Genomic DNA, 20,681 nt, shown 5'->3' with positions numbered 1-20,681 from the left:
CTACCCCTTCCGCGCGGAAAGTGACTTGATCAACTGCGGGACCACTTCGAAGAGGTCGCCGACAACCCCGAAGTCGGCGACGTCGAAGATGGCCGCGTCCGGGTCCTTGTTGATCGCGACGATGGTCTTCGCGGTCTGCATACCGGCGCGGTGCTGGATCGCGCCGGAGATACCGAGTGCAACGTACAGCTGCGGCGAGACTGAAACGCCGGTCTGGCCGATCTGGTAGCTGTTCGGCACGTAGCCGGCGTCGACCGCTGCCCGTGAAGCGCCAACCGCGGCGCCGAGGACATCCGCCAGTTCCTCGACAAGGGCGAACTGCTCCTGCGATGACAGGCCGCGACCACCGGCCACAACCTTCGCAGCGCCACGCAGTTCGGGGCGGGTTGAGGCCGCCGTCTGCTCCTCGAACGACTCGATGGCAGCTGCCGCCGCTCCGGACGGTTTCACCTCAAGGGCGTCCACAGTGGGTGTTTCGGCTTCTGCGCGGGCGTCGATCGAGCCTTCGCGAACAGTGACCACCAAGGGGCCGAATGTCGGCGCGCAGTCCACGTTGTAGGCTCCGCCGTAGACGGAGTGATGGGCGAGGACGCCTTCCTCGTCACGTCCAACGCCGATCGCATCGACCGCGAGGGCGCAGCGCTTCCGTGCCGCGAACCGCCCGGCGGCATCGCGACCGTCGAGCGAATTGGTGATCAGGATGGCGTCCGGTTTCACCAGGTCGGCCGCAGCGCAGAGGGCATCCACTACCGGCACGCCCAAAGCTGACGAGAGCTCCTCCATCTCCGCCGTCAGAACGTGCTTCGCGCCGAGTGAGCCGGCCGCAGAGGCGGCTTCAGCGCCTTGACCGGGCGTCGCCACAACCAGGGCCACCGGTGCGCCAACACCGGCCGCTGCGCCGAGTAGGCCGGCGGCGCTCTTGGTCAGTTCACCCGAGGGCGTGGTGCCGAGGAGGACGAGGACCGAATCTTCCGGGAATGTAGTCATGATTGAAGCTCCTTACGCCAGCCGGTTCGAAATAAGGAACTCGGCGAGCTTCTCGCCGCCGTCGCCCTCGTCGACTATCTTCGTCCCGGCGGTCCGGGCTGGGCGCTCGGCGACGGCGAGCATAATGGACCGGGGTGTGTCGAGCGCTTCCGGGTCGATATCGAGATCAGCGGCAGTGAGCGTTTCCACCGGCTTCTTCTTCGCGGCCATGATGCCCTTGAAGTTGGGAAAGCGGCCGGCAGGAAAGCGTTCGGTGACCGAGATGACCGCCGGCAGCGGTGCAGCTACGCGCATGGTTCCGGTGTCCGATTCACGGCTGCCGCTTATCCGATCCGCAGTGATCTCGACGGAAGTGAGTGCGCTTGCGTAGGGAACTTCCAGGAGTTCGGCGATCATCGCCGGAAGCACGCCGCCCGAGCCGTCCGTGGAGAGGTTTCCCGCGATGATGAGGTCGAACCCGGTGCGCTTGATTGCAGCGGCCAATACTTCGGCAGTGAGGCCCAGATCGGCGCCTACCAGCTTCTCGTCGGCAACGTGCACGAGCCTGGATGCTCCCATTGCGAGAGCCTTGCGCAGGGTGGTGGCTGCGGATTCGGGTGCCATCGACACGACGATGATCTCCGCATCGCTGATCTCGCCGGACTGGGAAAGCGCCACCTCGAGTGCCCGCTCGTTGATCTCGTCGAGCACTGCCTCGCCGGCGCCGCGCTCAGCGAGCCCCGTCTCAAGGTTCAGCTTGCGCTCCCCGTAGGTGTCCGGGACCTCTTTCATGAGAACGACGATCTTCATTGACCCTCCTCGATGTCTCGTCGGTCGGCGCGCACCGGGTAAGCGCGCACCGGACTTTATGCCGTCCGTGCTCCAGGCCGACGCCGCACCCGGTCAGCCGGCAGGCAGGCGGGCGGGCACAGTGCAAGTGGTCGAGCATTCTCCGCTCCCGAGGATACCGTGCCCGCAGGTTGATCCACGATCCGGCTACCGCCGCAAGAAAGGTTCGGCGCTTAGGCTGTGTGCACCCGAACCAGGTTGGCCCTGTGCTGGACGTTGTTCTCGATGGTGAAGTTCGTCAGGGCCGGAAGGTAGCGATCGTCCGAGTATTCGATTGCTACGCCGGCGGCCGTGCTGGTCAGGCGCCGTTCCCTCAGAAGCGGCGTTCCAGCGGGTTGCTGCAATAGCTGAGCGTCCAACTCCGTGGCCGCGACGGCGTCGATGGTGTGTCGGGCATTGTTGAGGTCAGCCCCGTTTCCCTTCAGGAAAGCGAAGATCGAGCCGCTATCCGTATCGAAGTCGAACAGCAACCGGCCTACAGAAAGGATGAAGGTTGTGCGTTCGATCATCGCCGGGGCGCCGTCCAGCAGGCGCAGGCGCAGCACCTCCACCACCTGCTCTTCCGGCGGCAGGGAAAGCTGTGCGGCGGCTTCATCCGAGACATTGCGGCGCGCGATTTCCAGCGTTCGCTGACCGGGCTCCCTGCCGAGGGAGACCGCCCACTCGGTGAAGGACATGAAGGTGGAAAAGGACTGGGAGCGGACCTCTCCGCGGACCATCGGGGGGCGCCCGCGACCGCCCGTCACAACACCCTCTGCACGCAACGCGGCCAGCGCCTGGCGGACGGGGCCACGCGAGGTGCCAAACTCACGGCACAACTCCGCTTCGCTTGGCAGCTGCGAACCGGCGGGCCAGATGCCCGCAGTGATGCGCTCCCGGAACTCCTCGCTCAGGCGTTGGTGCAGCGGCATGTTGACGACGTTTCCCACGGGCTGATTCTACAAGTAGCACCTCCGGGAAGGCATGGCTTGGCCTTTCTTCGACACAACGACAAACTCAATGAAGGCAATTCGGGCTACTTGTCTATACAAGCCACTCAGAGTCTGATGTGCTTTTCAGGTTGAAGAAGTTCCCCACCCCACATGGAGAAACCCAATGAAACCGAACCGTTCCCTCATAACGCTGGCGGCCGCCGCCTGCGTCGCTTCCACGCTGGTCCTGTCGCCGGGATCCGCAGCGGCAGGCTCACCCTACAAAAACCTGCCGGATGGTACCGACGAGCAGAAGACGCTTGTCATCGGTGTTGACGGCGTAGCCTTCACATCCCTCGACGACACAGGTCTTCCCAACATCGAAGGTTTGATGGGCAGCGGGATGACGTCCAGAAGCAACCTCTTCGCCAACCCCATGGCTCCCACGTTCTCCGGGCCCGGATGGGCCACCATCGCAACCGGCGTTTGGCCGGACAAGCACGAGGTGGTGGACAACTCCTTCACCGGCTCCAACTTCGGGCAGTATCCCGACTATCTCACGCGGCTGGGAGGTTCAATCACGGCCACTTCCACGCTGCTGGTAGGTACGTGGAGCCCTATTCCGCAAACGGTCTTTGGGTCGGGAGTGGACCTGCGCCTGGTTGGAGGAGGCGACGCCGGCACCACCTCGAAGGCGGTGGACTACCTCTCCAACGGCAATCCGGACAGCACCTTCATCCACCTTGATGACGTTGACCACGCAGGTCACGATCACGGAACCGGTAGCCCGGAGTATGTCGAATCCCTTAGGACCGCAGATCAGCAGGTCGGGCAAATCCTCGATGCGGTGACCTCCCGTTCCACGTACGGCAGTGAGGACTGGTTGATTATCCTCACCACTGATCACGGGCACACAGTCTCCGGCGGCCATGGCGGAAACACCCAGCCGGAGCGCGAGGTTTTCGTAGTCGCAAAGGGCACGGGCATAGCCCCGGGGTCTGTTCGCCGAGACGTAAAGATCGCTGACATAGCGCCAACCGTCCTGAAGCATCACGGCGCCAGCATCAGCAGCTCCTGGAACTTCGATGGCAAGGCGCTTTCGTCAATCACCCCGGACGCCTTCGACGGATTGCGCAACTCACTCAAGACGGCCGTCGACGAGACCGGGCTTCCCGCCGGGGTCAAGGGGTGGACCACCACCGCCCCCAGCGGCTGGAGCATTGACAACTCCGCGATGCCGGCCGGTGGGGTCACCGAATGGCGCGGTTGGTCGTTCGCTACGGACGAGTTCTGGACCAACACCGCCCGCGGCCAGGGTCGCGAAACGAGCGTCCGGAACCGCAACGTCTTCGCGGTAGCCGATTCGGACGAGTGGGATGACAAGACGCACAACTCCGGGCAGTTCAACTCGACCCTGGTCAGCCCTGCGTACACCGTGAGGGGCGGAACCCCCGCCGTGCTGTCCTTCGCGACGAACTACCGGATCGACGGTCCGCAGACGGGCGACGTTTACGTCAGCTACAACGGCGGCGCGCGCACCCTGGTCAAGTCTTACCGGTCCAACGTGAACACCTTCGAGAAAATCACCCTCAACGTTCCCGCAGGTGCCACGAACGTAAAGGTGTACTTCAAGTACACCGGCACGAACAGCGCCTTCTGGACCGTGGATCAGGTCTCAGTCAAGTAGCCGTTCATCCCCAATGACGACGGCCGGTCGCCTTCTATTTCGGGAGGCGACCGGCCGTTGTCGTGTAACGGGTCAGGCGTGTGTCAGCGTGCCCTCAGGACCACCTTTTCCCAACCGACGAATTCACCGTCAGCATCCGTGAGGGCATTCGGACGGCTGACTGACCGACGTCTCGGCGGATTCCTACCCCTTCACGGCGCCCGCTGCGAGCCCTCCGAGGATGAATCGCTGCATCACGATGAAGATCACGATGATCGGCGCGACCGCCAGGAGGAGCGTCGGGAACACGATCTCGTAATTCGTCGAGTATGACGACACGGCCGCGTAAACCCCCGTGGTGATGGTCTTCAACTGGGAACCGGGACCGAGGATGAGCTGCGGACTCACGAAGTCGTTCCAGGCGCTCAGCGCGTTCAGAATGAATGCCGTTGCCACTATCGGCTTCATCAGCGGGAAGAAGATCGTCCAGATGACGCGGAATCGGCCGGCACCGTCGATCGCGGCGGCTTCGTCGAGCGTGCGCGGCAGCATCCGGATGTACCCGCTGAAGATGAACAGCGTGAACGGAATCATCGACGCCGACATGAAGAACACCAGCCCGGTGACAGTTCCCATAAGTCCGAGCGCCTTAAGGACGAAGATCGCCGGTACGAGGATGATCTGGGCAGGGATGAACATGCCCGCCACAAAGAACATCAACAGTCCGGCGAAGACAAGACCGGGCGTCCTCGCGATGACGTACGCCGCCGGGATCGAGAGGCCGATCGCCAGGGCGTTGCACGCCAGCACCAGGAAGATGGTGAACAGGTAGCCTTCGATGACGGGGAACTGCGCGCTGTTCCACGCAGCCTGGATGTATTCGGTCGACGCGGTGCCGAAGTCGATGCCGAGCGGCGAGAGAAGAATCTCCTGCTGCGGCTTGAATGCGTTGATGACCATGATGTACATCGGCACCAGCATGGCCAGCGAAAGCAGCGAAAGGAAGCCGATCCTGATTGCGTTCGAGATAGTCCTGCTGCGTTTCATCCCACTGCCTCCGCTCCGGTTTCGGCTTTACGGCGTACCGCGATGATCGAGAAGGAAAGAATGCCCGCCACGACAATCAGCAGCACAGCCTGTGCGCATGCCAGCCCGATCTTGTTATTGGCAAACGAGACCGCGAGGATCTCGTACGCCCAGGTCTGCGTCGAATCACCCGGGCCGCCGTTCGTAAGACCGAGGACCACGTCATAGACCTTCAGTAGCGAGAGAATCGACGTGACGATGGTGACGGTCACTGTAGGAGCGAGCGCTGGCCACGTCACGTGACGGAATACCTGGCCGCGGGTTGCGCCGTCGATCCGTGCGGCCTCCTGCAGTTCGGGCGAGACCGCCTGGAGCCCGGCGATGTAGAGGACAAGCTGGACACCGAACTGCGCCCAGACGATGACGCCAACAAGTGTGAAGAGAGCCCAGTCCGGGTCCGAGAGGAAGGGCAGCGTGCCGCCCTGCACCTGCACCATGAGCGCGTTGATCGCACCCTGCGGCCCGAGCAGCGCCTGCCACAGGAATCCCACGATGAGTGCGGAAAGAACGTGGGGGTAGAACATCACGGCGCGGCCGAAGTTGTTGAACCTTGACCGCTTCTGCAGCAGAAGTGCGAGGCCGAGGGCGCCGGCGTTGACAAGGAATGAACCCAGCACGGCGATGACCACGGTGACGAAGATGGACGAATGCATTTCGCCCACCGGGTCCTGGAAGATTCGAAGATAGTTCTCGAACCCCACCCACTCCGGGGCCTGTGAGGGGATCCCGTTGTATTCCGTGAACGAGTAGTAGACGGCGAAGCCGACCGGGACCACCATGAGTCCTACATAGACGATGAGGGCTGGGACCGTCAGCGCACCGTCCAGGAGCCGGGCGATACTGCTCGCCCGCCTTCTCGACGTCGTCGATCGGGCTCGCGTTGTCCCTTCAGGACCGCGGGCCGCGGGGGCAGGCTGGGATGCCCGTCCCCGCGGCCGCTTCGTGTCATTCTGGAGCATTGTCAGTCGCTCTTCTCCGCGTCATACCAGGCGGTGAGCCCGTCGGCGACGTCGGCCGGTGACTGGCCCTGCCATAGTCCCTGGACCAGCTCGCCGAACTTGGGATTGAAGCCGCTCACGGGAAGCGCGTTGTCTCCAACGGTCTGGTTGCCTGGCACCACAAGTTCGGGCGCTGCTTCAACGAGTTCGTGGACGAGCGAGGAGTACTCGTTGGCCGCCACGTCAAAGCCCGGTCGGCTGAAGCTGTCCATCTCGGACTGCGCCTGGATGGCCTCCTCGTCGGTGGCGAGGTACTCGACCAGCGCTGTCGCCGATGCCGCGTTCGATGAACCGTTCCAAACCATGTAGGGGTAGGCCAGGGTCGCGCCCATCGGGCCGGGGTACTTCGAACCATCCTCGACAGGCGGCGCGAAGACTCCTACCTCGAACTCAGGCGGAGTGGCCGCGAGCGTGGTGGTGAACCAGGACCCCATCGGGTAGATGCCTACCGTGCCGGCAATGAAGTTCGCTTCCTGGGTGCCCGAATCGGTCGCGACGTCGTCCGCCGTTGTGTAGCCGGCGTCGACCCACCCGGAGATGCGCTCGAACAATGGCTCGAACTGCTCCCCCAGGGTGCTCTGACCTGAGGCCACGGCCTGCTGCCAGTCGCCGGTGGTGAGGTTCTGCTGCGGGTGCCAGATCTGCTGTGCCTGCACGCTGGTCGCCCAGTCCGAGGCGAAGGCGATGGGCTTCTCGACGCCCGCGTCAGCGAGCGCTGCGAGCGCGGCGTCGAACTCCTCCCAGGTCTTCGGCGTCTCGGTGATACCCGCCTCCTCGAAGAGATCCTTGTTGTAGAACAGCAGGGACTGTGCCTGGGTGCCGACCCCGACGACGTTCGTACGCCCCTCCGTCGCGTAGGTGTCGACCATCGGAGTGTCCGCAACCCAGTCCAGATCAGTCAGGTCGAGGATCTCCGGTGCCGTGTCAGCCGTAGGAAAGACCGATTGGATGACGTCGGGCGCTGTACCGGCTGCAAGCAGCGACGGGAAGCTTTCAGCGACAGACTGCCCGGTGGGGCCCTCGATCGTCACGTCGACCCCGGTCTCATCCTCGAAAGGCTTGACGAGTGCGTCCCACTTGGCCTGTGTGAGGTTGTCGGTGATGTTCACCAGCATGCGGATCTCACCGCCAACCTCACCGTCGCCGCCGGGTTGGGCGGCGGAATTGCCCGTTGAGCACGCCGTAAGGGCGAGCAGCGGGAGGACGGCGATGGCGGATCCCCATCGCGTCCGTCGTAGTGCAGTTCCGGACATTGTTATCTCCTTTGAAAAGTTGGTGCGCTTAGATGAGGGTTCGGTTTCTGGCGAACGACGGCGGTCATCGCCTTGGTTTCGGTTTTGCCGGTTTTGCTTCCTTGACCTTCACTACGTGGGGTTTGCATGGGGTTTCGCCGCCTGCATTGACCAACACGCACGTGTAGGTGTACTTGCCCTTTGCCTTGCCGCTGACGGGCACAGACACGCGCTGTCCGTTGGGGCTTTCATCCCTGAGCGCGATCTCCGTGATCAGTACGCCGTCCTCGTAGAGACGGAACGACGTGCCGTTCTGCCCGTTCTTCAGATCGGCGGTGACGGTGTAGGAACCGCCGCGCGCGTTGTCGGCGCTCAGCTTGGCGCGGCCGGGTGCCGTCGGCACCTCAGGCCGTCCGGTTCCCTCCCGGGTGACGAGGCTGTTCCACCGTTCGATCCACTCGGTACCGAAGGACTGGGCGACGGCGCCGGTCGTCGAGAACTTCAACGTCGCCAGATCGAGCCCCGCTTCCTCAACCGACCTAGGCTTCACGAGGTTGGTGTTGATCTTGTCGCTCCACCGATCCAGTGAGTAGACCGCTTCGGGACTCTGGAAGTCGTCTTCGCCCGGGCTGTACTCGCCGCCGCCGATGATCACAGAGTGGTCGATCTCGTCCGTGCGGGTACGTACAGCGAGTTCTCGTTCTCCCAGACGGTTGCGCGGCTGCAGCCATTGGTGCCGTACGTCGAGTAGTGCGCGGCCTTGCAGTCTTCTCCCGTTTCGGTCACGCGGGGGATGTACCACTCATCCACCTCGGGGAACACGATCGGTGTTCCATCGGAGTATTTGTTCTCACCGTTCGTGTAGTGGTCCACCCACGTGGCGATGGTCTCCGGCGTCGAACTGTACTTCTCACCCTCGCGGACCTCGAGGAAATCGCTGAAGCGGCTCTGGACAACCCAGGAATTCGCGATCGGCAGTCCCAGCTCGCCACGGCGGTAGTACATCTGGTCGTGCCCGGTCCGGCCGACGTTGATGAACACATTGTCGTTGGCCTTGTTGCTGTGGCCGGATTGGAAGAACACCCCGGAATGTGCGTCCTTCACCACATTGTGGTGAAAGCGCATGCCTGATACGCCGTCGTCCATGTAAAACGCGTCGTTCTCGCCGCCGATCTTCTCGAAGAAGTTGTACGCGACCTCGTTGCCGAGGTACGTGTAGTCGCGTCCTGTGTAGACGACGCCCTGATCGCCCGCGTTCTGCACCAGGTCGTAGAAGTAGTTGTGGTTCACTTTCATGTCGTTGCCCATGATCTGGACGGCCATGTGCGGTGCGTCGTGCACAAAGTTGTACTCGAACGAGTTCCCGACGCCGTAGAGGTATCCGGCCGGCGTATAGGTGGCGAGCTTGGAGAATCGGGCGATTTCGTTGTGGTGCGCCACGTTGTTTCCGCGTTCGAGGGTGTCCCGGTCACCGCCGCCCAGCAAGACGCCGCCGCCGCCAAGATCGTGGAGGTATGAGTTGCGTACCACGTTGTTGGTGCCGCCCCGCTCCGTCTCGTAGTCGGGAAGCGCCGTGATTGTCTCGGTGGTCTCGCCGATGCGGATCGCATCCATACTCACGTTCGAGATCTCCACCCCGTCGATCAGGGTGTTGTGCGCATCGAGGAGCTGGATTCCGCTAACGAGGGAGTCGGATAGCCCGATGCCGCGGATCGTCACTCCCGTGGTGCCTTCGAGGAGGAAGAAGTTCTTGTCAAACGCGGAGAGGGTCACCTCCTTGCCCTCGACCGTCCCTCCCTCTGGGAGGTAGTACAGCACATCGTTGCCGTTGTGCCGGTCAATGTAGTATTCACCTGCGACATCGAGCTCCGAAAGCACGTTTGTTGCCTTGACCTTGGTGTAACCGTCAACGGGGATATACATGGATGCGAACTTTGTGTACAGGGTGGTGTCGCTCCAAGAGAGCATGCGGACCATATCTGCTGCGTAGTTGTTGCCGATGTAACCGGACAACCAGCCCTCGGTCTCAAACTTCGTGTTGTCGATGTCCTCGATCCACTGTGGATCAGCCTGGACGGGTATGTCTGAGTACTCGCCGAACCCGCGCGTTCCCCAGTCCCGCACTTCGGGAACGGCCTCAGGCGCCCAGCTCTTGTAACGGTCCCCCGCGAGTGCGCGCCCACCCACTTCAAAGATCGACGGGGTCATCTTCCGCAACTCATCCTGTGACCAGGTGTCGCGTGGCTGCCCCTCGGGAAGTTCCTGCTTCTTGTCCTCGAACTGAGCGCGCGGCGACGTGCCGCTGATCGCCCAGTCGTCCTCCACACCGAATCGGGCTTCGAGATCAACGTGCAGGAGGTCGCCTGGCGAATCGGCATCCCATTTGCTCCCCGTACCGAACAGATGGCAGTCGATTTGTGACGTGGAGCAATCGTTTCCGTTGGGGAACTCGGCGAGGGTCTGCACGGCGCCGTCAACGGCAAGCTCGGGAGCGAACGGCTGCTGCAGCCAGTTGAAGCCGTTCTTGTACAGCGTGCCCGGCTCGATCCCGGCGGCCCCGAGGTCGTAGACCCACGCACCTTCGCGTGCGTGTTCCGAGGTGATCCGGGTATTGGAAGAGTATTGCTGCGCAGCCAACTCGTCGGTAGTCAGGTCGCCCAGCCGGCGCCACCCTTCGGATGGCAGTTCATTCGCGCCGGTGATTTCGACATCCTCACCGCCATAAGCCGCGTACGTTACCCAGGAGTTTTCTTCGCCGGTCAGGCTGACGGAGTCCTGCAGGACGTACTCGCCGCCGCGGATCCACACGGTTCCCCGCTCGTTTTCGCTGGTCTTGCCTGCCAGCGCATCTCGGGCCGCCGTGATCGTTGCGAACGGCGCCCCTTACTACCGTCGTTCGCGTCGTCCCCGTCAGGCGCTACGTAGACAACCGGCCCGGCGCCCACTGTTTGATGGGTGGATTGTTCTGCACTTGCCATCGGCGCCAGCACGGCACCACTGCTGGTAGCCAGCGCGGCTGCCACACATAGGCTCAGCCCCGCACGGAATTTGAACCTTCTCTTCATTGAGATCTCCCTGTCGTTTCCGCAGCGCCCGTAGTGTCTCGGACACTCCCCATGCCGCTCCGGAACCCCTGTTGCGACCAATACACAATACATATGACGTATCAACAGTAAGCCAAGTCACATCCTTGGGCAAGCCCTTTCCCGAGATAGGTATGATCTGTTATGTTTCATGGATGCAGCACAATGAGAGTGCCCAGGTCCGTCCGCGCGGAGTGTTCGCCATTGATCCGGCGACGCTCGTCAGGCAACTGTTCACAGCCGGAATGCTCGAGGAGCTGCGGGATCTGATCGACATCGACATTGACGCCGTAGTGAGCAGCCGCGACCAGGAAACTGACCGCCTGCTTGCGCGCGCCGATCTCCTTATCGGTGGCTGGGGTGCCCCCAGGATTGGCGTGGATGACGCCCCCAACCTTCGCGCCGTCGTCTACCTCGGCGGCGTGGCAGCCACCTGCCTGAACGAACCGGAACGGTGGGCAGCCCGAGGGCTGACGGCGTCAAACGCGCGTGCGGCGAACGCGGTTCCCGTTGCGGAATATGCGCTCGCGATGATCCTCCTCGCGGGCAAGGACGCATTCACGACCGAGAAGCGCTACCGCGACCAGCGGGTAATGCCTGATCGTGCGGTGGAGATGACGGACGTCGGCAACTATCGCCGGATAGTCGGTATCGTTGGCGTATCGCAGATCGCGCAGCTGCTCATCGAACTCCTACGGCCATTCGAGTTCGACGTCGTTGCTTACTGTCCGTATCTCACCCCTGAGCGTGCCGCTCAGCTCGGCATTCGTGCAGCCTCCCTCGATGAGGTGATGGCCACGAGCGAGGTTGTCTCGCTTCATCAGGCACTGACGCCGGCAACGGTCGGGCAGATCGATGGGCGCCTGCTCGCGTCGATGCGCAATGGGGCGACGCTGCTCAACACCGCGCGCGGTGCCGTCGTCGACCAGGAAGCCCTCACCCGAGAGCTTCGCAGTGGGCGCATCCGCGCGATCCTCGACGTGTCCGAACCCGAGCCGCTGCCACCGGATCATGAGTTGTGGTCGCTGCCGAACGTCACCCTCACTCCACACATCGCGGGTTCGATGGGCCGTGAGCTCCACCGGATGGGCGCCTCCGCCCTGGAGGAGATCCGCCGCTTCGTAGCCGGTGAACCCTTCAAGCACCCTGAAAAGATCGGCTGAACAGCCATCACCCGCCGCCTGCACTACCTACCGAATGAAAGAGGGAGCACCAGCTTGAGAACCGCCGACAATACCGCCGAACCCGCAACTCCCGACGTCGCGGCCCTGGCACGCTGGATACGCACCTGGGTTGGAAATGAGGGCCAGATTCGCGGCTTCCACAACCACAGCGTCTGGGGGACCAATCCGTTCACCTTCCTGGACTTCACCAGCGGACATCAGGCGTTCTCAGCCCCGGCGACGGCAGCCCTCGGTGAAGCACTCGGACGGCAATTCGATGAGCGTGGGCTCGAACTCTGGCGCAGGATGATGCTGTTTCAGGCCCGGACGGTCCAGCCGGATGGCCAGTACCGCCATATCGGCTTTCAGGTCGGCGAGTCAGCAACCTCCGGCCTCATCCACAATATGGTCGGCAGCATCGGCATGCTCGAAGGGCTCCGGCACGCCGGGAAATACCTCGACGACGGCGAACGCGTCGAGATCTTCTCGGCAGTCCGCGCCAACCTCGACGCCTGCGAAGTGCACGGCGGAGGACGGCCCACTGCCGAGGGGACATGCAACCAGGAGTACGCGCGCGTGTGGGTGAAGCTCCTATACACCGAACTCTCTGACGACGACACGTTCGATGATCAGATTGTGGCGGATCTCGACGAACTCATCCGGCTGAACTCATTGCGCGGGGTGCCTGACGAAGGCAGCGTCGGGACCTTCCGGGTGGCCAGGGACCGCCAACAGGGCGGCATCCTCGAACCCGCCGAATACTACGGTCTCATGGTGGTCCCGCTCGTTCTTGCCGCACGACGCTACGGTCGGCCGGACTTCCTCGAAGAAGCGCGCGCAATCTGCCGGCACGTCGCACGCTCAGCCTGGACCGACGAGCGGGGCTTCACCCGCTACCACCGCTACTGGTACGTGGCAGGTGACCGTCGGCATCTGTCAACCACTCCGATGCTCATTGCGGGCATGGGACTGACGTTGCGGGGCATAGAGGAAGTACTCGCTGAAGGGGACGACGCCGAACTGACCGCATTCCGGGATCGTTGCCTCGAGACCTATGCTGCGTATCAAGCGCCAGCGGGTTACTTCGCTTCGGCGACGGGATGGCACACGGAGGCCGACGTTGCACCCAGCACCGCCTGGCATTCGCACGATCTGCTCTTCCTGATCCACTGGGCCGAAACGGACGAAACGTTCTGGGATCGCGTCTTCGATGAACCCGACCGTCAGTCGGTACTACTCTCTGACCGTGCCTACTGGGTTGAGGACGGCGTCCATTGGTGCATCCTCAGCCCCCTGACGGCCGGCGATCTGAGCATTTACGGGCGCAAGGATCGGGATACGTTTGCCCGCTCCTTCTTCTCCTGGACCGACAAGGAGGAGCTTCCGGATGAGCTGGCATTCCCGGATGCGCCGGTCTTCTTCGCCGCCGACGACGGCCTCTACCGCCTGGACGCACCAGACCGGCCGGTCGACATCACGACCGTGGGTGCCACGCCCTTCCGCGGCCCGCTCGGCGCAGGGGCCTGAACTCCAACGTAGAACGGCCGGGCGCCTTCCGCTTGGGAAGGTGACCGGCCGCTTTGGTGAACGGGTCAGGCGCCGGTGGGGGCGCCGTCGTCGTTCTTCCGGGGAGCCTTCTGCGATGGTGCGGCCGGGCTCGATGCAACCGGCTGCGCCTCGGGCTTTGCGCCGTCGCCGCCCCAGTTCTGCAGCATCTGCACCGCGTCGAGGCCGGTAGTGTCCTTGAGCAGCTGGAAAGTCTGCTGCAGACCGCCGGTGACGTTCCTGCTCAGCTGGCTGGCGCCGTCGTTGGAGATGACCGTCATGTTGTCGATGGCGGACATCGGCGCGGCGATCTCGCGGGCAACCAGCGGCAGCATCTCCATGACCTTATTGAGCACGGCGGCGTCGTTGAACTGCTCGTACGCGCGTGCCTGTGCCTCAATACCTTCAGCTTCAGCGATGCCCTTCTGGCGCACGACGTCGGCTTCGGCCTGACCGCGGACCTTGATGACCTCAGCCTCGGCCGAACCGTTGGCGCGGGTCACGGCTGCCGCAGCGTTACCGCGTGCGGTGTTGGCGGCGGCCTCAGCTTCGGCGGTCACCTTGTCACCCTCGGCGGAAAGCCTGCGCTTGGTGAGAGCAACCTCGGCCTCAACCTGGTCCGCTTCGGACTGGCGCTTGCGTTGCTCCAGCTTGGCGGCGGCTTCCTGCTCCACCCGGTACTTGTCCGCATCCGCGGGCTTACGGATCTCGATGTCGAGTTCGCGTTCCCGCAGCTCCGCCTGGCGTGAGGTGACCTGCTGTTCCTTGAGCAGGATCGCCTCTTTCTGATCCGCGGCGGCGAGGGGGCCGGCGGCGTCAGCTTGTGCCTGGCGAGCGTCGGCTACTTCCTTCAGTTCCGCACGCTTGATGGCGAGGCGCTGTTCGGCGAGCGCAACCTGCTCATCCGCGATGGCCTTGGCCTGCGCGGCTTCCTGCGCAGCGTTGGCTTCGGCGATCTTCGCCAGCTTCTCGGCGAGCGCAGCCTCGGGACGGCCAAGGTTCCGCAAGTAGTCCGAGCTGTCCTGCACCGACTGGATCTGGAAGGTATCAATCACCAGGCCCTGGTTGTGCATGGAGTGCTCGGCTTCTTCCTTGACGCTTTTCGCGAAGGAAGCGCGGTCCTTAATGATCGAATCGACGGTCAGCGTACCCACGATGGAGCGCAGTGAACCGGAAAGGGTTTCCTGCGTGTAGTGGTCGATCTGCTCCTGCTGGTTCAGGAAGCGCTGGGCCGCCCGGCGGACGGCCTCTTCGTCGCCGCCGACCTTGATCTGGGCAACACCTGTCAGGTGCAGGGCGATGCCGTTCTGCGAGATGCCCTCGATCTGCAGGGTGACCTGGCGAGATGCGAGCGAGATGGAGAACGCGCGCTGCGTGAACGGGTTGATGAAGGTACGGCCGAACTCAACCCGCTGCCCTTCCTGATTCCCCTTGCCGGTGATGATGAGCGCTTCTGACGGGCTCGCGATGCGCAGCGCCATGCGCGCGATGATCATGGCGATAATGCCAAGAACGACGACGGCGCCAACAATCACCCCGATAGTGATTAACAGGCCAATTTCCACAGGTACTCCCCATATTCAAGGCACGTAAAGATAGCTGGCGCGTGCCATTCGCCACCCTGACGCTACACGAAAGGCGCACCGCAGTCTCCAGTTATCCCCAGACCTTTACTAGGGTGGAGAGATGGGGACAATGACTCGGACCGGGTTCGTGCTGTGGTTGATTGGCTTATTCGCTCTCGTGTTTGGAGCGATCTTCCTGGCGGTTTGGGCAATAACAGGTGGTCCACCCGATTGGGGCGCGGTCTTGGCAGGGATCGCAGGCGGTGCGGTCGGACGCAGCATGAGGTCGCGATTGTTGCGCCAGTCGGCCGCAAGAGGACGTTACCCGTGCTTTGTTCGGCTAGCCTCAGCCGGTCCTTTCCGTGGCAAGTGGCGTTTCGGATACACGACGCCGTTCCAAGGTCAGATAGCCTTCCAGAGCCCCGCGAAGGCTGAAGTCACGTTCAACATCGACGACATAGGCATCCCCTACCCCGCAGGGATGGCGGACACTATCCTCAAGCTGCAGCGGTCATCCGAGGTTCTGCCAGTCACGGCGCAGGGAGTGCCGCTGGAGATCGCCGCCCTGCCTAAGTACCTGCGCGTCATCGAAAGCAGCGTGCGCCAGCCCGCCGTCGTTGTCTGAACTTTCAAAAGACAATAGCAACGGGTCAGGACTCCGATACCGCGGCTGCGAGATTTTCGAGTGAGGCCTTGAGGTCGTGCTCGGAAACCACCGGGAACTGAACCCGTTTCAGCACTTCCTTGTCGGTCACGTTGCTCCAGTCGTAGGCGAGCGTCACTTCCGTTGAACCCGGTCCCTGTGGCTCCAGCTTCCAGATCCACTGCCAGCCGGCAGGTTCCGTGCCGGCGTCAGCGGTCTTCCAGGCAAGCAAGCTGTTGTGATCGTAGCCCACCACGTAGTTGTCGGTTTTGTAGTCGCCGCCCAGTTTCTCCCAATACTGGTTCATGGTGAACTTCTGCCCGACAGCCGTGATGCGGTCCGATTTCTCGTCCGACTGCACCATCCCCGAACCGTCAATCTCTGCATGCCGTTCCGGGTTGGACAGGACGCTGAAGATTGCTTCTGCCGATGCGTCGACGACGCGGCTGGTCGTGATGCTCTTCTCGGTCATGCCTGTGCTCCTTAGGTGGTGACTGATCGGGCGGCCGGTTTTGCGCTGAAGCTTACACGGCGCTCGAGAAGCGCGCGGTCGTCGTGCCGTGATTCCTCAGGCGCCTTCGCGGCGGGCGTCGGCCCAGTTCTCGGCAGCGGCTAGGTGCCGGCGGGCGGCAGCCACAACGGCTTCGGGCCGGGGGTTCCGCCAGGCCTGCTCGAGGTCGGAGAGTGCGTCCGCGACGGCACTACGGGCAGCAGCCAGAACGGAAGTTGGGTCCGCCGAAGCGGTTTCGTTTACCGGAATGGTGCTCATAACTCCTATTCGTACTCGCGCCACCTCGGGATTTGTGTGGGGCTGCGTCCAGCACAAATTAATGAAACGCTAGTTGAGAAAGGCGAACAGTTTCAGGGGGAAACGTGACCTACAACCAGAAGTGGCGCTACGTGCTGACACACGGCTGGAGTGGAGTGCTGTACGCCCTAATCCTGGTGTCGGGATTCGTGCTGATTTTCTCGGCGCCCCTCCGCGAGCTGTTGGCAGTCTACTGGGATGCTTACTTCTGGGTTGTGTTCGGCTTCTTCGCCGTGGTTGTGCCGTTCGCCATACGTAGGAGATTCGGCGCTGAGAAAGCTCCTGCCCCACAACGCAACGACTAACTTCTCTCACCCGCGCACGCGCCGCCGCACCAGCGCCGAGAGCTCCTCCGCACTCTGCATCACCCCAAGACGTCTTCCGCCCCCTCATGACCTGTCTCCCAGTTTCGCCTGCGTTGCACTCGTTGCATGGGCCTGCAACGCAGGCGGATTCCAGGGGGCGAGTACCCCTGAGCTCGGCGGTAAACAGTCAGGAATACGCTGCACTCAACAGGTCGCGAACCTTCTGTTGAAGCCGTTTCATTGAAGAGCCGGCCTGCCCTCTTGACGCAAGAGACATCAGCCCCCGGCAGGCCAATCCTGCATCCGTAAGGTTCCCGCTGATCAGGAAAGGAATCAACTCATCGCTGGGAAGAAGACGGATCTCGCCCATCTCAGACGCATCCCAGGCAGGATCGGAAGTTGGACGGGCGTCAGCGGCGATGACAAGGTGCTTGCGCCGGCGGGAGTTGGCCGCCCACCACTCCGACCCCGCGTAGTAAGTGCCGGCCGCCTCATACCCGGTTTCTTCGAGTAGCTCGCGCCGGGCTGCCGGGACAGGATCTTCGTCCTCAACCAGGTACCCGCCGGGAAGCTCAAGCAACGTTTGCGCGGGGCCCACGCGGAACTGTTCGAACAGAACCACGTGTGTTCCGCCGGGAGTAAAAGCGAGCGACGCGGCGGAATCCCGTCCGGCAATGATGTCCCAGTCGGAGATGGTGCTATCGGGTTCTTCATAGGTGTCTCGATCGATAGTCACGTAACCTTCGTAGGCTGGCTTGGAATCGATCCTTTGCCACGGCGCTGATGTTGGCACGGTGCTCCTTCTCATTGGGCTGCGATTGCCTCAAGCCTGCCACGCCGCGAGCAGCAGAATGCACGGCTGATTCAACGGATAACGCGCCGCCGCACCAGCGCCGAGAGCTCCTCCGCACTCTGCATCACCCCAGACGCCTTCCGCGTATGCTCCCGGAGCGACTCCCGAATGACGTCCTCGTCCATCGACGACAGGTTCGCCTCCACCACAATCCGGGCCGTCGCCGCTGCCGCACGCGCGGCTTCAGCCGCCACCGCGATGTCGCTGAGGAAGTCCGGCTTGCACACGTCCACCAGTTCTTCACACAAGCGGACGACGGCGGCAGCCAGGTCCAATTGCGCCCTCGCCGGAAGCGTCGCTTCCACGAGCGCCTCATCAATCGCGGCGCTCCGCCGAGCGCGTTCCTCACCTGATCCGGACGGAAGCTTGTAGCAACCCACCACCCTCCGGAACTTTTCCTCGTCCGATTCGGCGGCCTCAACGGCCGCACGCGTCAACTCCCGGGCCTCGGCGACTATGCCCGCGACGTCGTCGTTATCCCGCTCGCTGAAACCGGCCACCATCCCAACCAGCGCAGCCGCCTGCGCGACGTGGAGCGCCCCGACTGCCCCGGCTCCCGGCGTCGGCGCCGTTGAGCCGAGCCGATGAAGGTACCGGTCAATGCTTTCCGATCCGCTCACGAGGCGTCATCCGGTGAAGATTCCTCCAGCAGCCACCCAGTGACCGCGTCGATGTCCTTGCCGTTATCACGCGTGTATTGCCATGCCCGCTGCCGGGCGTCCTGGAAGTGCTGCCGCAGTTCCGCCTCGGTTGAACGTAGCGACGGCACCCGGTCGATCACGTCCATCGCCAACTGGTACCGGTCGATCTGGTTCATCATCGCCATGTCGAATGGCGTGGTGGTGGTGCCCTCCTCCTTGTACCCGCGGACGTGGATGTTGTCATGGTTGGTCCGGCGGTACGTCAACCGGTGAATCAGCCACGGGTAGCCGTGATACGCGAAGATCACCGGCCGGTCCCGGGTGAACAGCGTGTCGAAGCTGCGCGCGGGCAGCCCATGCGGATGCTCGGAGGAGTCCTGCAACCGCATCAGGTCAACCACGTTCACCACGCGCACCTTCAACGAAGGCAGCGCCTCCTTGAGCAGTTTCGCGGCGGCGATCACCTCGCCCGTCGGCACATCTCCTGCACAGCCGAGGACGACGTCGGGCTCCTCCCCCTCGGTCTCCCGCCCCGCGAAATCCCACACCCCAATCCCACGTTCGAAGTGCAGCCTGGCCTCCTCCGGACCGAGCCACGTCATGGTGGGCTGCTTGCCCGTCACGATCACATTCACGCGGTCCCGCGTCTGCAGGCAGTGTTCCGTCACCGCGAGCATCGTATTGGCGTCCGGTGGAAGGTATACCCGGATGACATCGGCCTTCTTGTTCACCACGTGGTCAATGAATCCGGGATCCTGGTGCGAAAACCCGTTGTGGTCCTGCTGCCACACGTGAGAAGACAGCATGTAGTTCAGCGACGCGACCGGTTGCCGCCACGGCAGGTCCTGATGCACCTTGAGCCACTTGGCGTGCTGGTTAAACATCGAGTCGACAATGTGCACAAACGCCTCGTAGCAGTTGAAGACGCCGTGCCTGCCGGTGAGGAGGTACCCCTCAAGCCAGCCCTGGCACAGGTGCTCGCTCAGCACCTCCATCACCCGGCCGGACCGCGCGAGGTGCTCGTCGACGTCGTCAATCCGCTGCTGCCACACTTTGTCGGTGACCTCGTACACGTCCTGCAACCGGTTCGACGCCGTCTCATCCGGCCCGAACAGCCGGAAGTTCTCCGGGTTCAGCGTGATGAGCTCCCGCAGATACCCGCCCACCGTTGCCATGGGGCTCGCCTTCTCCTGACCGGGCCGATCGACGACGACGGCGTGATCCGCGTAGGCGGGCAGCCTCAAGTCCTCGAGCAGCCGGCCGCCGTTCGCGTACGGGGTGGCGCTCATGCGCAGGTCCCCTGTGGGCGCTTGTTCGGCAATCGCCTCGTCCAACAGGCCTTCGTCGGTGAAGAGCTCGCCGGGTTTGTAGGAGCGCATCCACTCCTCGAGCTGGCGGAGGTGGGCGTCGTCGTCGTGAATGCCCGACAGCGGAACCTGGTGCGCACGCCAGGTTCCCTCCACCTGCTCACCGTCCACGACCTCCGGCCCCGTCCAGCCCTTCGGCGAGCGCAGCACGATCATGGGCCAGGCTGGATGCTCCTCGGTTTGACGCTGCTCTTCGCGGGCCGCCGCCTGGATCTCCCCGATCCGATTCACACAGGCGTCCAGCGCCGAAGCGAAGTCCCGGTGTGCCTGGTCCGTGGCACGCGGGTCAGCGACGGTGACAAAGTGCGGGTCATAGCCGTAGCCGCGCATCAATTGCTCAAGCTGAGCTTCGGGTATCCGCGAAAGCACCGTGGGGTTGGCGATCTTGTAGCCGTTGAGATGCAGGATCGGCAACACGGCGCCGTCGTTCCTTGCATCCAGGAAGCTGTTCGAGTGCCAACTTGCCGCCAGCGGCCCGGTCTCCGCTTCACCGTCGCCGATCACGCACGCGGCAATCAGCTGCGGATTGTCGAAAACGGCGCCGTACGCGTGCGCGAGCGAGTAGCCAAGCTCGCCGCCCTCGTTGATGGAGCCGGGCGTCTCGGGCGCGGCGTGGGAGGGGATGCCGCCGGGGTAGCTGAACTGTTTGAACAGTTCCTTCAGGCCGGCCTCGTTCGGGGTGATGGCGCTGTAGATTTCGGAGTAGGTGCCCTCGAGCCACGCGTTCGCGACGTTCGCCGGCCCGCCGTGTCCCGGCCCGGTGATGAAGAGCATCTCCTGCTGCCGCTCGGCGATCACCCGGTTGAGGTGGGCGTAAATGAAGTTAAGCCCCGGCGTCGTTCCCCAATGCCCGAGCAAGCGCTCCTTCACGTCCTCCCGACGCAGGGGCGTGCGCAGCAGCGGGTTGTCGCGCAGGTAGATCTGGCCGACCGAAACATAGTTCGCAGCCCGCCACCAGGCGTCCAGCTTTTCAATGTTCATGACTCCCCTTCTCTCGCAT

At 63.2% G+C, this 20,681-nt stretch carries 19 protein-coding genes; 5 read left to right on the top strand and 14 right to left on the bottom strand.

Annotated features, from left to right (window positions below):
* From ACX80C_RS18315 to ACX80C_RS18305, 3 genes are all read right to left on the bottom strand, one after another.
* Window positions 1–987 (bottom strand): electron transfer flavoprotein subunit alpha/FixB family protein, encoded by a 987-nt coding sequence (locus tag ACX80C_RS18315; protein ID WP_459327895.1) that lies wholly within the window; start codon window positions 985–987, stop codon window positions 1–3.
* A gap of 12 nt (window positions 988–999) precedes the next feature.
* Window positions 1,000–1,776 (bottom strand): electron transfer flavoprotein subunit beta/FixA family protein, encoded by a 777-nt coding sequence (locus tag ACX80C_RS18310; protein ID WP_459327894.1) that lies wholly within the window; start codon window positions 1,774–1,776, stop codon window positions 1,000–1,002.
* Between the two features lie 212 nt (window positions 1,777–1,988).
* The gene (locus tag ACX80C_RS18305) at window positions 1,989–2,744 is read right to left on the bottom strand and encodes a GntR family transcriptional regulator (protein WP_459327893.1); all 756 of its coding nucleotides are present in this window, start codon (window positions 2,742–2,744) and stop codon (window positions 1,989–1,991) included.
* Between the two features lie 166 nt (window positions 2,745–2,910).
* Between ACX80C_RS18305 and ACX80C_RS18300 the strand changes: the two genes are divergently transcribed.
* Window positions 2,911–4,413 carry an alkaline phosphatase family protein gene (locus tag ACX80C_RS18300; RefSeq protein WP_459327892.1) on the top strand — a complete coding sequence of 501 codons (1,503 nt, stop codon included), beginning with the start codon at window positions 2,911–2,913 and terminating at the stop codon, window positions 4,411–4,413.
* Window positions 4,414–4,596: 183 nt separating this feature from the next.
* Here ACX80C_RS18300 and ACX80C_RS18295 read toward each other — a convergent pair whose 3' ends face one another.
* The 5 genes from ACX80C_RS18295 to ACX80C_RS18275 form a co-directional block, all read right to left on the bottom strand.
* On the bottom strand, window positions 4,597–5,439 hold the full coding sequence (locus ACX80C_RS18295; protein ID WP_459327891.1) for a carbohydrate ABC transporter permease: 843 nt from the start codon (window positions 5,437–5,439) through the stop codon (window positions 4,597–4,599).
* Complete coding sequence (locus ACX80C_RS18290) at window positions 5,436–6,437, bottom strand: carbohydrate ABC transporter permease (RefSeq protein ID WP_459327890.1); 1,002 nt, start codon at window positions 6,435–6,437, stop codon at window positions 5,436–5,438. Before ACX80C_RS18290 ends, ACX80C_RS18295 begins: the two co-directional genes overlap by 4 nt.
* Window positions 6,438–6,439: 2 nt before the next feature.
* Window positions 6,440–7,729, bottom strand: coding sequence for an ABC transporter substrate-binding protein (locus ACX80C_RS18285; RefSeq protein ID WP_459327889.1), 1,290 nt, complete (start codon window positions 7,727–7,729; stop codon window positions 6,440–6,442).
* Window positions 7,730–7,793: 64 nt separating this feature from the next.
* Window positions 7,794–8,363 carry a hypothetical protein gene (locus ACX80C_RS18280; protein ID WP_459327888.1) on the bottom strand — a complete coding sequence of 190 codons (570 nt, stop codon included), beginning with the start codon at window positions 8,361–8,363 and terminating at the stop codon, window positions 7,794–7,796.
* Window positions 8,360–10,516 carry a right-handed parallel beta-helix repeat-containing protein gene (locus ACX80C_RS18275; RefSeq protein ID WP_459327887.1) on the bottom strand — a complete coding sequence of 719 codons (2,157 nt, stop codon included), beginning with the start codon at window positions 10,514–10,516 and terminating at the stop codon, window positions 8,360–8,362. Before ACX80C_RS18275 ends, ACX80C_RS18280 begins: the two co-directional genes overlap by 4 nt.
* A gap of 430 nt (window positions 10,517–10,946) precedes the next feature.
* On the opposite strand from ACX80C_RS18275, the gene ACX80C_RS18270 reads away from it, so the two are divergent.
* Complete coding sequence (locus ACX80C_RS18270) at window positions 10,947–11,954, top strand: hydroxyacid dehydrogenase (RefSeq protein WP_459327886.1); 1,008 nt, start codon at window positions 10,947–10,949, stop codon at window positions 11,952–11,954.
* Window positions 11,955–12,008: 54 nt separating this feature from the next.
* Window positions 12,009–13,481: a hypothetical protein gene (locus ACX80C_RS18265; protein ID WP_459327885.1), complete on the top strand. Its 1,473-nt coding sequence runs from the start codon at window positions 12,009–12,011 to the stop codon at window positions 13,479–13,481.
* A 65-nt stretch (window positions 13,482–13,546) separates the two neighbouring features.
* On the opposite strand, the gene ACX80C_RS18260 is transcribed toward ACX80C_RS18265, so the two are convergent.
* Entirely contained in the window at window positions 13,547–15,064 is a 1,518-nt protein-coding gene (locus tag ACX80C_RS18260; protein ID WP_459327884.1) for a flotillin family protein, read from the bottom strand.
* Window positions 15,065–15,185: 121 nt separating this feature from the next.
* Between ACX80C_RS18260 and ACX80C_RS18255 the strand changes: the two genes are divergently transcribed.
* Window positions 15,186–15,689: a hypothetical protein gene (locus tag ACX80C_RS18255; protein WP_459327883.1), complete on the top strand. Its 504-nt coding sequence runs from the start codon at window positions 15,186–15,188 to the stop codon at window positions 15,687–15,689.
* 25 nt (window positions 15,690–15,714) lie between these two features.
* Here the strand turns inward: ACX80C_RS18255 and ACX80C_RS18250 are convergent, their stop codons facing one another.
* On the bottom strand, window positions 15,715–16,179 hold the full coding sequence (locus tag ACX80C_RS18250) for an SRPBCC family protein (RefSeq protein WP_459327882.1): 465 nt from the start codon (window positions 16,177–16,179) through the stop codon (window positions 15,715–15,717).
* Window positions 16,180–16,275: 96 nt separating this feature from the next.
* A complete protein-coding gene (locus ACX80C_RS18245; RefSeq protein ID WP_459327881.1) occupies window positions 16,276–16,476 on the bottom strand; it encodes a hypothetical protein in 201 nt (66 codons plus the stop codon).
* Between the two features lie 104 nt (window positions 16,477–16,580).
* Here ACX80C_RS18245 and ACX80C_RS18240 point away from each other — a divergent pair, with 104 nt between their 5' ends.
* Window positions 16,581–16,820, top strand: a complete 240-nt coding sequence (locus ACX80C_RS18240; protein ID WP_459327880.1) for a hypothetical protein — start codon at window positions 16,581–16,583, stop codon at window positions 16,818–16,820.
* 187 nt (window positions 16,821–17,007) lie between these two features.
* On the opposite strand, the gene ACX80C_RS18235 is transcribed toward ACX80C_RS18240, so the two are convergent.
* From ACX80C_RS18235 to ACX80C_RS18225, 3 genes are all read right to left on the bottom strand, one after another.
* Window positions 17,008–17,556: an NUDIX hydrolase gene (locus ACX80C_RS18235; RefSeq protein ID WP_459327879.1), complete on the bottom strand. Its 549-nt coding sequence runs from the start codon at window positions 17,554–17,556 to the stop codon at window positions 17,008–17,010.
* 128 nt (window positions 17,557–17,684) lie between these two features.
* Complete coding sequence (locus ACX80C_RS18230) at window positions 17,685–18,293, bottom strand: cyclodeaminase/cyclohydrolase family protein (protein ID WP_459327878.1); 609 nt, start codon at window positions 18,291–18,293, stop codon at window positions 17,685–17,687.
* Window positions 18,290–20,662, bottom strand: coding sequence for a phosphoketolase family protein (locus tag ACX80C_RS18225; RefSeq protein ID WP_459327877.1), 2,373 nt, complete (start codon window positions 20,660–20,662; stop codon window positions 18,290–18,292). The genes ACX80C_RS18230 and ACX80C_RS18225 overlap by 4 nt, the downstream gene beginning before the upstream one ends.
* Between the last annotated feature and the right edge of the window lie 19 nt (window positions 20,663–20,681).

The organism is Arthrobacter tecti (assembly GCF_054511355.1).
The sequence above is the reverse complement of the archived record's forward strand: the minus strand, read 5'-3'. Positions and strand labels throughout refer to the sequence as shown.

Bases quoted from the DNA above. Each gene is read 5' to 3' on its own strand.
- ACX80C_RS18315 (WP_459327895.1), bottom strand. From the start codon at position 987: ATGACTACATTCCCGGAAGATTCGGTCCTCGTCCTCCTCGGCACCACG.
- ACX80C_RS18295 (WP_459327891.1), bottom strand. From the start codon at position 5,439: ATGAAACGCAGCAGGACTATCTCGAACGCAATCAGGATCGGCTTCCTT.
- ACX80C_RS18270 (WP_459327886.1), top strand. From the start codon at position 10,947: ATGCAGCACAATGAGAGTGCCCAGGTCCGTCCGCGCGGAGTGTTCGCC.
- ACX80C_RS18300 (WP_459327892.1), top strand. From the start codon at position 2,911: ATGAAACCGAACCGTTCCCTCATAACGCTGGCGGCCGCCGCCTGCGTC.
- ACX80C_RS18255 (WP_459327883.1), top strand. From the start codon at position 15,186: ATGGGGACAATGACTCGGACCGGGTTCGTGCTGTGGTTGATTGGCTTA.
- ACX80C_RS18250 (WP_459327882.1), bottom strand. From the start codon at position 16,179: ATGACCGAGAAGAGCATCACGACCAGCCGCGTCGTCGACGCATCGGCA.
- ACX80C_RS18310 (WP_459327894.1), bottom strand. From the start codon at position 1,776: ATGAAGATCGTCGTTCTCATGAAAGAGGTCCCGGACACCTACGGGGAG.
- ACX80C_RS18245 (WP_459327881.1), bottom strand. From the start codon at position 16,476: ATGAGCACCATTCCGGTAAACGAAACCGCTTCGGCGGACCCAACTTCC.
- ACX80C_RS18290 (WP_459327890.1), bottom strand. From the start codon at position 6,437: ATGCTCCAGAATGACACGAAGCGGCCGCGGGGACGGGCATCCCAGCCT.
- ACX80C_RS18285 (WP_459327889.1), bottom strand. From the start codon at position 7,729: ATGTCCGGAACTGCACTACGACGGACGCGATGGGGATCCGCCATCGCC.
- ACX80C_RS18225 (WP_459327877.1), bottom strand. From the start codon at position 20,662: ATGAACATTGAAAAGCTGGACGCCTGGTGGCGGGCTGCGAACTATGTT.